Here is a 15,686-nt window from a genome sequence, read left to right on the forward strand (position 1 = left end):
ATGATTCGGATTCTTGCCATAAATCCAGGTTCCACCTCCACCAAATTTGCTGTTTATTTCGAACGCGAATGTGTGCTCAATAAAACCATCCGGCATTCGCTCGAACAGCTGATTCACTATAAAAATGTGGAAGATCAGTTTGAATTCAGAAAAGGATTGATCATCGATGCCCTGGTGGAAGAAAAGATCGACGTGGATTCCATCAAATACATCATTGGACGTGGCGGTTTGACCTATCCGCTGGAATCGGGCGTTTACCGGGTAAATAATCTGATGCTGGAACATCTTCAGCAGGGAGTGATGGGACATCATGCAAGCAACCTTGGGCCGATGCTGGCCGATTATATTGCGTTGCAAATTCCGGGAGCGCAGGCGTTTATGGCCGATCCGGTGGTTACGGATGAGTTGCAGGATATCGCACGTTTTTCAGGTCATCCGATGCTCGAACGGCGTTCTATTTTTCATGCCTTAAATCAAAAAGCCACCGCCCGTATTCATGCTAAAAAGGTTGGCCGGAAGTACAGAGATTTAAACCTGATCATTGCTCACCTGGGAGGAGGGATCTCGGTGGGAGCGCACAAAGGCGGGAGAGTAATTGATGTGAACAACGCACTGGATGGGGAAGGTTGTTTTAGCCCCGAACGTTCGGGAACTCTTCCGGCGGGCCAGTTGATCGATTTGTGTTTCAGCGGAAAGCTCGAACGCGACCAGGTACGAAGAATGGTGCTCGGAGAAGGCGGCTATGTTGCCTATCTCGGAACCAACGATGCGCGGGAAGTCGAGAATCGTGCCAAGAGCGGTGATGAGAAAGCACGTATGGTACAGGAAGCACTTTTTTACCAACTCAGCAAAATGATTGGTGAAATGGCGGTTGTCCTCGAAGGCAAAGTGGATGGCATTTTACTGACGGGCGGCTTGGCCTACAGTAAGGATCTGGTTGAATATGTTCAGAAAAGAACAGCATTTATTGCGAATGTTTTTGTTTATCCGGGCGAAGATGAACTCGATGCACTGGCCATGAATGCCTTGCTGGCCGCTCAGGGCGAAGTGGAAGTAAAGGAATATCAAGGCCGGAAATAAAAGCCTGAATGCTTTAATGAAGGAATGAGCTTCGAGACCTGCACTTAGTGGATTACAGGCGCTTGGCGCATAACCAGACAGGGGCAAAGAGCAAGGGGCATGGAGCAGAGCATAGAGTCGCTGTTTATTGGTTACTTGTCATTCTGGGTAATGCAAAAATGCATCAATGTTATAATGCTAGAATAAGCCGCAAGCCACAAATGATTGGTTATTCAATATTGGATATTGATTATTCAGTCTTCAATCTCATCAATCCATTCAATCTACCTCCATTTGTGTTTTTCAGCATAGTTCACTAAATTGTATCCACGTGATAGAACCGGGGAAAGGCAGTTTTACATTAAATCAACCATTATCATGTGCCCGGTTAACAAAACAAGACGCTTTGCATCTGTTGCAATTGGTATTCTGATTTTCGAGAACAGAATAGCTACACTTTCCAAATTAAAAAACTTTAAACCCCTCGAGTTATGGCATCCATAAATCGTTTTGCCGACTTGCATTGTCATCCGCACAGGCGATCGTTCAATTGGCTGCATAAAAACCGCAGGCCCGAATCAAAACGTAAATACACGCCCTGGTGGATTATTCTGCCCAAAAGAAAAGCCGAAGAGAAGGGGAAGCGCGCGGCTGCTTATACGCAGTGTGATCTGGCCAAGATCAACAACGGACATCTCAAACTGGCTTTTGTTTCGCTTTATCCGCTCGGAAAGGGGTGGGTCACCGGACGAAAAGATTCGACCGAAGTGGTGGCAAGGAATCTGGAAAAATACCTGGGAGATAATCTGTTGAATGAAGCTGTGAGTGCTTTTCTAAACCGTTTTTTACAGTTTATCGGAAATGCCAAAGGAGGCGACCTGGCAGTTCGCGATTTTATTCAGGCTATCTACATGAAAATTCCTTTGCGAAGAATCAACTTTGTGCAAAGCAGGAAGTACAATTATTTCAATGAGTTAAAAGAGGAACGGGAGTTTCTATTGAAATCAAATGCGACGGAAAGCAGTACCAAACTATACATCCCGTTTTACAAACGAATTTTTGTCAGCAAAAAGAAGGTACTGAAGAAGGAAGCCGAAAGCCTTTCTGCAACAGGCGCTTATTACCTGGCGTTGAACGGGGAAAACGTTGAAGAGATAATCGCACAGGACAAAACGGCATTTGTATTAACCATTGAGAGTTAATTCTTAATGGAAGATTGACGCACCACAAGGTCGATCGGGAGAACGATTCGTTTACTGATATTTTCACCTTTGACAAGCAGTTCAAAAAACAGTTCGGCTGCTGCTTTTCCCATTTCAAAGGTGGGGTGGCTAACCGAAGTTAAGGGCGGATCGACAACGATGGAATGAAATTCATCCGTAAAACCTGCCAAAGAAATATCGTCAGGAATTTTAAATCCCTGCTTTTTGATTTCGATCATCGCTGCAAATGCAATGGTATCGTTCATCCCGAAGATTGCATCCGGAGGGTTTGGTAGTTGCAGAAGCTGTTGTGTGGCTAACCTGGCTTCTTCAATACTGAGATTACAATTCACTAAAAGCTGAGGATCGAAATCAATATGACACTCTTCCAAACCTTTTAAGTAACCTATTTTCCGATTCCTGGAAATATTCAGATGCCCTGGTCCTGAAATGTAAGCGATTCTTCGACAGCCGTTTTCATAGAAATGTCGGGTGATCATTTGCGTAGCTTCTTCTCCGTTAGCCAAAACTGCGGGAACGCTAAGATCTTCACAAACCCGATCGAAAAACACCAGCGGAATTTCATTTTCAATAAGTTTATGAAAATGCGAAAATTCGTCGGTTTCCTGGCTCAAACACACAATCAGGCCTTCTACCCTTGAGTTGAGAAGATTATCTACCGATTCAATTTCTTTTTGCATCGACTCGTTGGAAGAAGAAATAACGATGAAATACCCGTGTTCTTTGGCTACTTTTTCAATCCCTGAAATAATGGACGAATAGAAATGGGTATTGATATCAGGAACAATCACCCCGATCATTTTTGTTTGCTGGCGTAATAAACCCATGGCCAGCGGATTGGGAGTGTAATGCCGTTCATTGGCCAGTTGCTGAATTTTTCGGGTTAGCTCCGGACTGATATCTGGATGATTTTTCAGAGCACGCGAAACTGTTGAAATGGAAACACCAAGTTCGGTTGCCAGGTCTTTCAAAGATGTATGTCGCTTGCTCATTTTTATTGCTTATGATTAGCAAATGTAAAGAATTTTAATGTTTGAAAGCATTTTTTCTTTCCCGCAAAGCTTTGCGAAAAGCTTTGCGGAAATTTTGCTTAAAGTGCAGTATTGCAGGCAACTAAAAGTTTTGTGAGATTTGTGATTGAAAACAAATAACCATAAAATATTTTAAAATGAAAAAGAGAGCGTTAGTTGCGGGTGCAGGAGGTTTTATTGCCGGTCATTTAACCCGAAAATTACTGGAAATGGGCTACGAAGTAAGGGCCGTAGATAAGAAACCGATCAACACGTGGTATCAGGTACACGATGAGGCTGATAACCTGGTGCTGGATTTGAATTCAAAGGAAAATTGTTACGCGGCTGTTAATGGTAATTACGAAGTGTTTAACCTGGCAGCCGATATGGGCGGTATGGGATTTATTGAAAGCCATAAAGCTGATTGCATGTTGAGTGTGCTGATCAATACTCATTTGCTGATGGCAGCGCGCGATTTAGGGGCAACACGGTTTTTTTATGCATCTTCAGCGTGTGTATACAATGGTGAAAAACAAACCGATCCTAATAATCCCGGACTGAAAGAATCGGATGCTTATCCTGCCCTGGCTGAAGATGGTTACGGCTGGGAAAAATTGTTTTCGGAAAGGATGTGTCGTCATTTTCGCGAAGATTATGGCATTACAACCCGGGTAGCGCGTTTTCATAATGTCTACGGGCCTTACGGTACTTTTGATGGCGGACGGGAAAAAGCTCCGGCTGCCATGTGCCGGAAAATAATAGAAGGTGAGTTGTATGGGAAAGACGAGATTATTATCTGGGGAGACGGTGAGCAGACCCGCTCGTTTATGTACATCGACGATTGTGTGGAAGGCATTCTGAAGATAATGTACAGCAACATTGAAGAACCGATCAATCTGGGAAGTGATGAAATGGTTTCCATCAATCAGTTGGTTGACATAGTGGAAGACATTGCCGGATTCAAGCTTAGAAGAACATACGACCTTGACGCACCTAAAGGAGTACGAGGCCGCAACAGCGATAACACTTTAATCAGGGAATACCTCAACTGGGCGCCTTCGTATCCGCTTTCGGAAGGAATGAAAAAGACCTATGCCTGGATTAAGGAACAAATGCTCTCTGGAAACAAAGTTTACTAATCTGAAAGGGTAGAAGCGTGAGTTTTGAGAAGCTTCATAACTCATGCTTCACTGTTTTAAAAACTGAATTATGAGCGACAAAATAGTAATGGTAAGCGGATGTTACGATCTGCTTCATGCCGGACATATCGCCTTTTTTAAAACTGCTGCGCAATACGGTAAGCTTCATGTTTACGTTGGTCAGGATGAGAACATTCGTTTATTGAAAGGGAAAGCTCCTTATTTTTCGCAGGAAGAACGAAGGTTCATGGTGGGGGCAGTAAGGTATGTGGAAAATGCCAGCATTGCGTCAGGTTCGGGAATGCTCGATTTTGAACAGGACATGAAAGATCTGAAACCGGATATTTTTATTGTGAATCATGATGGTTTTACTGAAGGGAAAAAACAATTGTGCGAACAAAATGGGGTGGAGCTGATCGTACTTGACAGAACTCCCGAAGAAGGTCTACCCACACGCTCAAGTTCCGGTTCAAAAAAAGATTTGAAGTTTCCTTACCGGGTTTGTTTAGCCGGTGGCTGGATCGATCAGCCATGGGTTTCTGAAATACACCCGGGTTCAGTTGTTGTCGCACAAATATGGCCAACAATTGATTTCAACGATCGTTCGGGTATGGCCACAAGTTCCCGTAAAGTCGCTCTTGAGTTATGGGGAGACCGATACCCCGAAGGTGATCCGGTTCGCAATGCGCAGTTGCTTTTTGGTGCTGAAAATCCCCCGGGATCGGAGTACATTGCCGGTACGCAGGATCATATCGGTTTGTTGTTGCCCGGCATTTCGAGGCTTGATTACGACGGGAAATTCTGGCCCAAACACATTGAAAATACAATTGATACTGAAACGTGCAATTGGTTGTCGTCAGTATTAAATTTTGCGCCACTTCAGCCGCGGCCCGAAGGTTACGATCCGATTCAGAAAAGAAATCTGGATTCAAAAATTATCAGGCGTTTGGGTGAATCGGGAAAAGCTTGTTACGAAGCGATTTTAAAAAAAGATGTCCACCAACTGGGGGAGTCCATGAAAGCTACGTTTTTGGCCTGGAGCGAAATGCTTCCTTACACCGTTCCTGGATGGGTAATGCAAGAAATGGAAGCAAATTATTTTCCAAAATATAGTGGAGCCATAACATCCGGGAGTGGCGGCGGTTATGTGGTTTTTCCATCAGAGGAAGAAATTGAGGGCACCTTTAAAATCAAGGTCAGAGTATAGAACTTTCTCAAGCAAAAAACCAAAACTATGAACAAACAAATTCTTTCGATAGCCTTTTTCAGTCTCTTTTTTTCTATTGCTTGTGTTGCTCAGGATATTGAACGCGAACGCCCAAAGGATTGGGAAAGCCTGGTAAAAGGAGGTGCTTTTATCGACAGGTTTGAACCAATTCCTGTTTTAGGTGAATTAAGATCGGATGTTTGGGGCTGGAAAGCAGTACTGCCGCGCTATGTCGATAATGGAATTGAGGATTCGGATTGGTCGTACTGGGGAGGAAATATCATTGTTGGTTCCGACAGTCTTTATCATTTGATTGTTTGTCGCTGGCCGGAAAAAAATGAGAAAGGCCATATGTACTGGAGTAACTCAGAAGTAGTGCAGGCTGTTTCCAAAAATCGTTTTGGCCCCTACACCGTTGAAGGTGAGGCCATAGGGAAAGGGCATAATCCGGAGGTATTTCAATTAAAAGATGGCAGGTATGTTATATATGTAATTGGTGCCTGTTATATCTCTGATTCTTTAAACGGTCCATGGGAAAAGCAGCATTTTGAATTTGATCCGCGGGACAGAAAGATTATTGAAGGATTATCAAACCTGACATTTACAAAACGCGAAGATGGATCAGTTTTGATGATTTGCCGCGGCGGGGGAGTCTGGATTAGTCAGACCGGAATTTCACCTTACTATCAGGTTAGTAACAAGAGTGCCTATCCTGCTTTTGACGGCCGTTATGAAGACCCCGTGGTTTGGAGAACCGGATTTCAATACCACATGATCGTCAACGATTGGTATGGCCGAATTGCATACTACCTGCGGTCGAAAGACGGAATAAACTGGAAACTTGAACCGGGAGAGGCCTACGAACCCGGGATTGCCAATTATACAGATGGTACAAAGGAAGAGTGGTATAAATACGAACGTTTAAAGATTTTACAGGATGAGTGGGGAAGAGCTATTCAGGCCAATTTTGCGGTAATCGATACTTCGAAGTGGGGCGATCTGGGGAATGACCGTCATAGTTCAAAGAATATTTCAATTCCTTTAGTGAAAGAGCGTTTTATTTCAGTTCTGAATAAAAAGAAGATTGAGTCTAAAACAGAAACCATCGGATTAAAAATTTCAGCAGAGAACGATTTTGATCCGTTAACAGAAATAAATGTTGAATCGCTGAGATTTGGAGCTTCCGAGGAAGTAAACTTTGGCGGGGGATGCAAAGCACTTTCTTCGTCAGCCGATGGGAAAGATTTGATCGTCAACTTTGACGGGAACGGAAATGGTTTTACCGATGTAGATTTTGCAGGGAAATTGGTTGGTGAAACCAATCAGGGGAAGCTGATAATCGGATATTCAAAGCTACCGGGAGTCGAGTACCTTGAATCCTTTTTATCAGCCCGAAAACCTGTTCTTTCCATGGCAGGCGATCAAATGGAATTAAAGTTTGAGGTTCAGAACTTTGGGCAGGTTGAGTCGGCGGTTTCTGAATGGGAAATTGCGGTGGGAACAGGTTCTGATACAATCGTTTTAAACGGAAAGATTGGAAGTTTAAAACCGTACGAGAAAACAGAAATTGTAAAGAAGATTTCAAAAAGTATTCAAAAGGAAAAGGAAATTCCGGCGACGATTACTTTAAAGAATAATCGGCAGAAATTACCAATTTTTGAGGGGAAAATAAATTTGGATTAGTATTTTCACCGGTCCATAGAAATCTTTACCAATGAATATGCTATATACCCTTATCATGGCTGGCGGTTCAGGAACCAGATTCTGGCCCAGAAGCAAAAACGCACGACCCAAACAATACCTGAATATTTTTGGGGACAATTCGCTGTTGGAGGAAACCATTGACCGTTTTGCGACCTTCACCGAAAAAGAAAACATTTACATCGTTTCGAGTGCCACACAGTCAGAAGTGCTGGAGAAGCAGGCATCCATGCTTCCCAAGGCAAACCTGATTTATGAGCCTGTTGGAAGAAACACTTTACCCTGTATCGGATTGGCGGCGATGTATGCCGAAAAAGAAAATCCGGATGGGATTATGGTGGTTTCTCCGTCAGATCACCTGATTCAGAACAACGAACTTTTTAAAGACACGGTGCTGGCCGCCGTAAAAATTGCCGATGAACGCAATGGTATTGTCACTATTGGAATTACGCCTTCGTATCCGGCAACCGGGTATGGCTATGTTCAGACTGCCGAGGATATTACGGGGAAAGAAAAGATCCGCCAGTTTAAAGTGGCTCGTTTCGTGGAGAAACCCAACGAAGAAGTAGCTTCGGAATACCTGAAACAAGGAGGCTTTTTCTGGAACAGCGGCTTATTTGTGTTCAAAGTTTCAGTGTTTTTGGAAGCAGTTGAAAAATTCGCTCCGGCTCTGTACGCCGATTTGCGGAAAATTCAGGCTGATTTAGGAAAACCGGAATATCCTCAAACACTCGATACGATTTATCGCGCTGTAGAAAGCATTTCGGTGGATTACGGAATTATGGAACATGCTGAAAACATATACCTGGTGGAGGGAAATTTCGACTGGAACGACCTCGGGAGCTGGGAGTCGGTTTACCTGACCGATAAAAAGGATGAGAATGGAAATGCGGGCGCCGGTGAAGCTATAATGGTGGATACCCAAAACTCGTATGTTTATTCCGACGAAGGACTGGTTGCAGTGGTCGGGCTCGAAGATGTGATTGTGGTGAAAGACGGCAACACAACCCTGGTGTGCAGGCGCGATAAAGCCGAAGATGTGAAAAAGATTGTGGAACAACTTAAGAAAGATAACAAAAACCAATACCTGTAAAATTTCAACCAATAAAACTTCTCAGGTGCTGTTGTGAACTAAAAGATTGCACCTGAAATCAAATTTAAACTAAAACCAAATGAAAGATACTAAGAAAATTGTCGTGGATAGGAAGATTCTTGTCCCGTTTATTCTTATTACAAGCCTGTTTGCTTTGTGGGGCTTTGCCAACGATATTACCAACCCGATGGTGGCAGCTTTTAAAACTGTAATGGAAATATCGAATGCAAAAGCTGCCCTCGTTCAATTTGCTTTTTATGGCGGATATGCAACCATGGCCATTCCTGCCGCGCTTATTATTAAACGGTATTCGTATAAACTTGGAATTATTATAGGATTGGGATTATACGCAATTGGTGCCTTACTCTTTTATCCGGCCGCCCGTTTCGAAATTTTCGGCTTCTTTCTGGTTTCGTTGTACATTCTCACTTTTGGGTTGGCTTTTCTTGAAACAACCGCCAATCCTTATATTTTGTCGATGGGCTCGCCCGAAACTGCAACCCGTCGTTTGAACCTGGCGCAATCTTTTAATCCGATGGGCTCATTAATGGGAATGATCATAGCCTCCCAAGTGGTGTTGCCAAGTTTGCGGTCTGATGCGAGAGATGATACTGGTAACCTGGTGTTCGATAGCCTGAGTGCGGCTGAGAAAGCTGTCATCCGTACCGAGGACCTGGCTGCAATTCGCAATCCTTATGTTATTTTAGGCTTTGTGGTTATTTTAATGTTGGTGATTATTGCTTTTTCAAAAATGCCGGTACGCCAAAGTGCAGACCATGAGATTCACGCCTGGGATTCATTTAAGCGTTTAATAAAAAACAAAATTTATCGCGAAGGAGTTATTGCGCAGGTTTTTTATGTGGGAACTCAAATCATGTGCTGGACTTTTATCATTCAATACGCCGAAAACCTGGGACTAACAAAAGCAGAAGCACAACGATACAATATTGTGGCAATGGTTTTATTTCTTTCCAGCCGTTTTATCAGTACTGCTCTGATGAAATATTTAAATGCTCGTTTTATGCTGATGTTATTTGCCATTGGAGGCATGTTAACGATAAGCGGAGTAATTTTGATTCAGGGAATGCCCGGCTTGTATTTACTGGTGGCAACCTCTGCTTTTATGTCGCTTATGTTCCCGACAATTTACGGAATTGCTCTCGAAGATATTGGAGATGATGCAACGCTGGGAGCGGCCGGTTTGGTGATGGCCATTGTAGGTGGCGCTTTGTTGCCCATTCTTCAGGCAAATATTATCGATATAGGCGGAAATGCTTATGATGATTTTAAGTTGTTTGGCTTCATCCCGGAAGTTAACTTCTCATTTATTTTGCCTTTTATTTGTTTTGCTGTAATTGCCAATTATGGCCGCCGGACTTATAAGGCACTAAAATCTTAAAAAATAGAAATGGAATACAAAAGATATTGCAAAACCTTGAAACTGGTTGACGATCCGGAGTTGATCAGTGCCTATAAAAAGGTACATGCTCCCGGAGCAGTGTGGCCCGAAATAACCCAGGGAATGAGGGAAGTTGGAATCACCGACATGGAAATCTATTTACTGGGAGAAACGCTTTTTATGATCATGGAAACGGTCGCTGATTTTGATCACGAAACAGCAATGGCCGAATTGGCTTCCAAGCCCCGGCAATCGGAGTGGGAAGCTTATGTTTCCCAATTTCAAAAGACGAGTGAAAGTGCCAGTGCCAATGAAAAATGGCAGCTAATGGAACGTATTTATAAAATGGATCAATAGCGTATTTCAGGCGCAATTCAATAAAAAAAAGGGGGTGACAACACCCCCTTTTTAGATTACCACTTAACTGAATTTTTGCCTAAAACCTGAATCCCAGTGTAAGCAAAATATTTTGATTTGTATTTTCTCGGTTCACCTGGTAATAGTTGGGTTGAACGCTTCCGTCAGATATTTTCGACAAACTATTGGTGTACGCAACATTTATCGAGAATGCATTTACCGAATATCCAAAACCGGCTGAGATGGCCGAAATATTATCGGTTAAAGTCGATTGGGCATCCAATGTGCTTTTGAACGGGTTGCCGTAATTCTCGTATCCTGCCCTGATCGCAAACTGGTTGGTCAATTTGTATTCAGCTCCCAGTCTGATATTCATTACACTTTTAAAATTTTGACTCATAACCGAGTTGAGGTCATTGAAGTTATCCGAGCCGCTTCCTCCGTTTCTGTATCGCATCGAAGCATAATCCATGTATTCGGCATCAACACTAATCAGCCCTCTTTTATTGAAAACGACAGCGCCACTCATTACCACTTTTAACGGTGTGCGAAAATCGTAGCTGTATACATTTCTTCCCGGATCAACGGCTCCATCCTGCTGTTCTGACGACTGCATTTCAAGGATTGATTCTTCATCAATGTTGTAGAATGTAGGCGAGTGGAACGCAAGCCCTAAGCGAACGTTTTGAGTTGGTTTGTAGATTCCTCCGATTTTGAAGTTAAAACCACTGCCTTCCATATAATAGTCGTCCCAATATGTGAGATCTCCACCATTTTCAAAATTTTCTTCGTAAACCGTATTTGAAGAATAGACGATATCGTGAAATCCTAAGGTTGCTCCCAGGTAAAAATTGTGATTGAAATTTAAGCTTAAATTGAATACATACTCGTCAATGTGACCGTCCTGAGAGAATGATTTTCTCTGATCAACGGCTTCATCCTGGAGAAGTATGCTCTGGTATAATCCATCAATGTTATTGTTATTCCCATCGACTTGCGGGTCAATTAAATAATTATCCCACGCCAGTTTTGTGGGCCAGTCTCTGTACTGGATATCACCAATTGCCTGAGACAGATAATTCATCGTAAGCGGATCGTTATTTTGGTATTCGATGTTCGCATAATTGACAATAGCATCGAGATACGATTCAGATGAGTTATTGTAATTGGCAAAGGCGTTATTTTTGAAATTGGCCAATCGGTTGTAACCGATGCCGTAGTTTACACTTACGATACCTGCTTCAGACCGGTTGGTTTTGAAGGTGCCCACTGCTCCAACATTGTTTAGCATGAAATTCTGGTCATTGTCGGAGAAGGTAGTACCGCCCATCTTCATTTTTGACTTATTGACATAGTATCCGGGAGTGATGACAAATTCTCCGGACTGGTAAATGGCGCTACCTGCGGGGTTGATGCTAAGGGAGGTAAAATCGCCGCCAAGCGCGCCAAAAGCATTTCCCATACCGGCCGATCGTGCCGTTCCCTGTATATGGTTAAACGACATACGATAAGCATCTGCAAAATTCTGGGCCATCAAAAAACCAGGTAATACGATTAAGATGGCAAGTAAAACGGAATATCGTTTCATGGCATTAGTGTTTTATGATTCTTTACTTCGAATTATGAAGATCATTTTATCTGCGTCCACCACTACTTCTGGAAGACGAGCCCGAAGAACTTCTGCTTCCTGAACTACTGCTACCTGAAGATCTGCTAGAGCTTCCAGAAGAGTAGGATGAGCCGGAAGAAGATGATGATGAGCTACTCCTGTAACTGCTGCTACTGCTGCTACGGGATGGTGTGCTGTAGCTGCTGCCCGACTTGGTAGAACTGGTAGACGACGGAGCACTGTACGTTCTTGACGAAGTTCCGCTGCTTGTACTTTTGTTGTATGTCGAACTGGCTCTGTAAGTCCGGTTGTAAGAAGACGATGAACGAGGTGAAGTATACGTGCTACTCGATTTGGTAGTATTGCTTACCACTCTTGGTTTAGAGTAATCGCTTTTTACACTCGAACTGCTACTCGGTCTGGTGTAAACCCTGTTAGTAGTGGTTGTTCCCGGACGAGTGTAGTTTTGTGTAGTGGACCTGTTTTCGCTTCTAACCGAAGACGTATTGGTGTTGCTGTTGGTTGTACTTCTGGTATATTCTCCCGATCTGCGGCCTTCGGTCAGGACTCTTGACGAGGTGCCCGATTTGAGATCGCCTGATGTGCTTCTAACGTTCGTCCCGGTAGTTCTCCTTGTTGAGGTCGTCGCGCTTTTAACATCGCCTGAAGCAGTAGTTCTGCGGCTTCCTGCAATCGCCGAAGCATCGCGGGTACCTACACTCCTGGCCACTCCTGAGCCGGTAGCCGTGCGTCTTCCATACCTGACGTTTTCTCTGTCAGCGGTCGACCATCCCGGGTAGTAACCTCCTCCCCAATAGCCGCCACCCCAGTAGCCACTTCCGTAGTATCCTCCATAATATCCACCATACCAGGGTGACCCCCAGCTGTAGTAGGGAGAATAATAGTTCCATCTGCTCCACGGGCTATACCACCAGCTGCTCAAACCCCAGCCCCAGTTCCATGATAATGACCATGATGGGCCGTACCATGAGGAATAATAGTAAGGATCGTAATAGAAGGGATCATAATATGACCAGCTGTCCCAGTAAAACGGATCGTAGAAATAGGGATTATGGAAACGACGGATGCGATAGGCATAATCCAGTTCGTCGCCATCGTAGTAATTATTGATGACGTATTTCATTTCATCATCATTATAATAGACGGTTGTATCACTATCCTGCAACTCCATTTGGTCCATGTTGTAACGCAATACATCAGCATCTTTTTCAGTGCCGTCAAAGATGTAGTTGTTCATTGTTGATCCATCGTCATTTCTTTCGATCTGGCTGATGATCATGGCGTTTCCTGATTTTTCGGCAGGCTGGGCAACAGGGGCTTCAGCAATGCTTACAGGAGGCGGTACGTCGCCAGGAGTAAAGTAGACATCGTCGGAATATGAGCTGGAAACGTAGCTCCCGGTTGTACAGGCACCCAGGAACAGCGCCATAGAAACTAATATTGTTAATCTTGATTTCATAACCTATCCTCCCTTTATTTAATGTCAATAATAATTACTTTCTTTGTAAGCTCAAAATTTAATTTATAAAAACAAAATCTGTACCAAAGATTTGATTATGGCTAAGGAACTTACGTCGCGGAGCGAAAATTATTCACAATGGTACCAGGATCTGGTGATCAAAGCAGATCTCGCTGAGAACTCAGCTGTTAGAGGGTGCATGGTGATTAAACCCTATGGATACGCCATTTGGGAGAAAATGCAGGCTCAACTGGATAGAATGTTTAAAGATACGGGGCACGTGAATGCGTACTTCCCTTTGTTTATCCCAAAATCTTTTTTTAGCAAGGAAGCCGATCATGTTGAAGGTTTTGCAAAAGAATGTGCGGTGGTTACCCATTATCGTTTGAAAAATGATGAGGAGAATGGTGGAGTTGTGGTGGATCCCAGTGCCAAACTGGAAGAAGAACTGATCGTTCGTCCGACTTCAGAAACCATTATCTGGAATACCTATAAAAACTGGATTCAATCGTACCGCGATCTTCCGATCCTGATCAATCAGTGGGCGAATGTGGTGCGTTGGGAAATGCGTACCCGCTTGTTTTTGCGTACTGCGGAATTTTTATGGCAGGAAGGTCATACCGCACACGCCACCAAACAGGAGGCGATCGAGGAAACCGAAAAGATGATTAATGTTTACGCTGAATTTGCCGAGAATTACATGGCGGTTCCGGTTATAAAAGGAATAAAATCGCCCAACGAACGTTTTGCCGGAGCACTGGAAACGTACTCTATCGAAGCGTTGATGCAGGACGGAAAAGCCTTACAATCGGGGACATCTCACTTTTTAGGGCAGAATTTTGCAAAGGCTTTTGATGTGACTTTTGCCAACAAGGAAGGGAAAGAAGAACATGTGTGGGCAACTTCCTGGGGGGTTTCAACCCGTTTGATGGGAGCGTTGATTATGGCGCACTCCGACGATAACGGATTGGTACTGCCACCAAAACTTGCACCTTACCAGGTGGTAATTGTTCCGATTTACCGCCAACTGGAGCAGCTGGCAACCATCAGCGAAAAAGTGGATGAAATCATCGACAAGCTGAAAGCTAAAGGCATTTCAGTGAAATACGATAACAGCGATAACCGCAAACCGGGTTGGAAATTTGCAGAGTACGAGCTAAAAGGAGTTCCGGTGCGTTTGGCTCTTGGTCCGCGCGACCTCGAAAACGGAACCGTTGAGGTGGCTCGTCGCGACACACTCGAGAAAACGTCTGCACAATTGGACGGAATCGAAGATTATGTAGAACAACTGTTGGAAGACATTCAGTCTAACATTTTTAAGAAAGCCTACGATTACCGCGAAGCGCATATCACCAAAGTGGATTCGTGGGAGGAGTTTAAGGATGTACTGAAAAACAAAGGCGGTTTTATCTCGGCACACTGGGACGGAACACCCGAAACCGAAGAAAGAATCAAGGACGAAACCAAGGCAACCATACGCTGTATGCCGCTCGAATTCGAGCCCGAAGAAGGCAAGTGTGTTTATTCCGGTAAACCGTCGGGCCGAAGAGTTCTTTTTGCTCTGGCTTATTAAAAAAATATACTTGAACAACATAGGAAAGCAGCTGAAAAGCTGCTTTCTTTTTTAGACGGCTTTTGCTACTTTTATCCATCAAACATAAATAAATGAACGATAAAGAAATAAGGGCTTCGTTTTTGGAAGCCCTGGTAATTAAATCGAGCGTAAAACAGGAAGTGTACAACAACACGGTAAAAACGTTTACGATCATTAAAAAAGTGCTGGCACAGCTCGAAAGAGACTACCACAAAGCGATTCAAAACCGCGTGCCCAATGCGTCTATGCCTTATTACAAAGACCGCGGCCCATTCGAAGCGGAGTTTAAAGTAGCGGGCGACCTCTTGTTTTTTAGTATGCACTCCAATGTTTTCCAGTTCGACGATAAACATCCTGTTTGGAACACGCAGTACCTGAAAGACGACCCGATGTGTTCGTACTGCGGAACCATCAATATCTATAATTTTCTGGCCGACTCGTTTAAATACGACCGGATGAACGACATCGGCTACCTGGTTGCGCGGATTTTTGTCAACAAAGACAACCACTTTTTTGTAGAAGGAAAGAACCAGACCGACGAGGTGGTAAAAGATTTCGCCATCGATACCATTTCGCCCGGGGTATTGCGGCAAATTATTGAAACAGCCATTCAGTTTAGCATCGAATTCGATCTTTTACTGCCGCATTACGACCAGGTAAGTATGGCTACGGTAGAGCAAATGAAGCAAAAGATCAGTCACTCAAAAATGTCAACCGGGAAAAGGCTGGGCTTTACTTTCAGCTCCGACGATGTCTGACCGTTTCAGCCAATTTTTATTTGACTGAGGCATAATTGAGGGGAGTGTGAAAACCTA

At 43.7% G+C, this 15,686-nt stretch carries 13 protein-coding genes; 10 read left to right on the forward strand and 3 right to left on the reverse strand.

Features of this window, described 5'->3' with window-relative positions:
- Nucleotides 1-1,080 carry a butyrate kinase gene (buk, locus tag MR764_RS10005; RefSeq protein ID WP_247979275.1) on the forward strand — a complete coding sequence of 360 codons (1,080 nt, stop codon included), beginning with the start codon at nucleotides 1-3 and terminating at the stop codon, nucleotides 1,078-1,080.
- 470 nt (nucleotides 1,081-1,550) lie between these two features.
- On the forward strand, nucleotides 1,551-2,261 hold the full coding sequence (locus MR764_RS10010) for a hypothetical protein (protein ID WP_247979276.1): 711 nt from the start codon (nucleotides 1,551-1,553) through the stop codon (nucleotides 2,259-2,261).
- Here the strand turns inward: MR764_RS10010 and MR764_RS10015 are convergent.
- Complete coding sequence (locus tag MR764_RS10015) at nucleotides 2,258-3,274, reverse strand: LacI family DNA-binding transcriptional regulator (protein WP_247979277.1); 1,017 nt, start codon at nucleotides 3,272-3,274, stop codon at nucleotides 2,258-2,260. The genes MR764_RS10010 and MR764_RS10015 overlap by 4 nt on opposite strands.
- Nucleotides 3,275-3,450: 176 nt before the next feature.
- Between MR764_RS10015 and MR764_RS10020 the strand changes: the two genes are divergently transcribed.
- The 6 genes from MR764_RS10020 to MR764_RS10045 all read left to right on the forward strand — a co-directional run bounded on the left by MR764_RS10020 (nucleotide 3,451) and on the right by MR764_RS10045 (nucleotide 10,188).
- Nucleotides 3,451-4,431, forward strand: coding sequence for an NAD-dependent epimerase/dehydratase family protein (locus tag MR764_RS10020; protein ID WP_247979278.1), 981 nt, complete (start codon nucleotides 3,451-3,453; stop codon nucleotides 4,429-4,431).
- A 70-nt stretch (nucleotides 4,432-4,501) separates the two neighbouring features.
- The gene (locus MR764_RS10025; protein WP_247979279.1) at nucleotides 4,502-5,638 is read left to right on the forward strand and encodes an adenylyltransferase/cytidyltransferase family protein; all 1,137 of its coding nucleotides are present in this window, start codon (nucleotides 4,502-4,504) and stop codon (nucleotides 5,636-5,638) included.
- 27 nt (nucleotides 5,639-5,665) lie between these two features.
- The gene (locus tag MR764_RS10030; protein WP_247979280.1) at nucleotides 5,666-7,321 is read left to right on the forward strand and encodes a glycoside hydrolase family protein; all 1,656 of its coding nucleotides are present in this window, start codon (nucleotides 5,666-5,668) and stop codon (nucleotides 7,319-7,321) included.
- A gap of 31 nt (nucleotides 7,322-7,352) precedes the next feature.
- On the forward strand, nucleotides 7,353-8,432 hold the full coding sequence (locus MR764_RS10035) for a mannose-1-phosphate guanylyltransferase (RefSeq protein ID WP_247979281.1): 1,080 nt from the start codon (nucleotides 7,353-7,355) through the stop codon (nucleotides 8,430-8,432).
- A gap of 79 nt (nucleotides 8,433-8,511) precedes the next feature.
- Nucleotides 8,512-9,831, forward strand: coding sequence for an L-fucose:H+ symporter permease (fucP, locus tag MR764_RS10040; RefSeq protein ID WP_247979282.1), 1,320 nt, complete (start codon nucleotides 8,512-8,514; stop codon nucleotides 9,829-9,831).
- Nucleotides 9,832-9,840: 9 nt separating this feature from the next.
- A complete protein-coding gene (locus tag MR764_RS10045) occupies nucleotides 9,841-10,188 on the forward strand; it encodes an L-rhamnose mutarotase (protein ID WP_247979283.1) in 348 nt (115 codons plus the stop codon).
- A gap of 79 nt (nucleotides 10,189-10,267) precedes the next feature.
- Here the strand turns inward: MR764_RS10045 and MR764_RS10050 are convergent, their stop codons facing one another.
- Nucleotides 10,268-11,776, reverse strand: a complete 1,509-nt coding sequence (locus tag MR764_RS10050; RefSeq protein WP_247979284.1) for an outer membrane protein transport protein — start codon at nucleotides 11,774-11,776, stop codon at nucleotides 10,268-10,270.
- Nucleotides 11,777-11,822: 46 nt separating this feature from the next.
- Nucleotides 11,823-13,277, reverse strand: a complete 1,455-nt coding sequence (locus MR764_RS10055; RefSeq protein WP_247979285.1) for a hypothetical protein — start codon at nucleotides 13,275-13,277, stop codon at nucleotides 11,823-11,825.
- 97 nt (nucleotides 13,278-13,374) lie between these two features.
- On the opposite strand from MR764_RS10055, the gene proS reads away from it, so the two are divergent.
- Both proS and MR764_RS10065 read left to right on the forward strand, forming a co-directional pair.
- Entirely contained in the window at nucleotides 13,375-14,850 is a 1,476-nt protein-coding gene (proS, locus tag MR764_RS10060; RefSeq protein ID WP_247979286.1) for a proline--tRNA ligase, read from the forward strand.
- Nucleotides 14,851-14,942: 92 nt separating this feature from the next.
- Entirely contained in the window at nucleotides 14,943-15,629 is a 687-nt protein-coding gene (locus MR764_RS10065; RefSeq protein WP_247979287.1) for a hypothetical protein, read from the forward strand.
- Nucleotides 15,630-15,686 lie beyond the last annotated feature (57 nt).

Origin of the sequence: Maribellus sp. YY47 (genome assembly GCF_023111095.1) — a bacterium.
GTDB lineage: Bacteria > Bacteroidota > Bacteroidia > Bacteroidales > Prolixibacteraceae > Draconibacterium.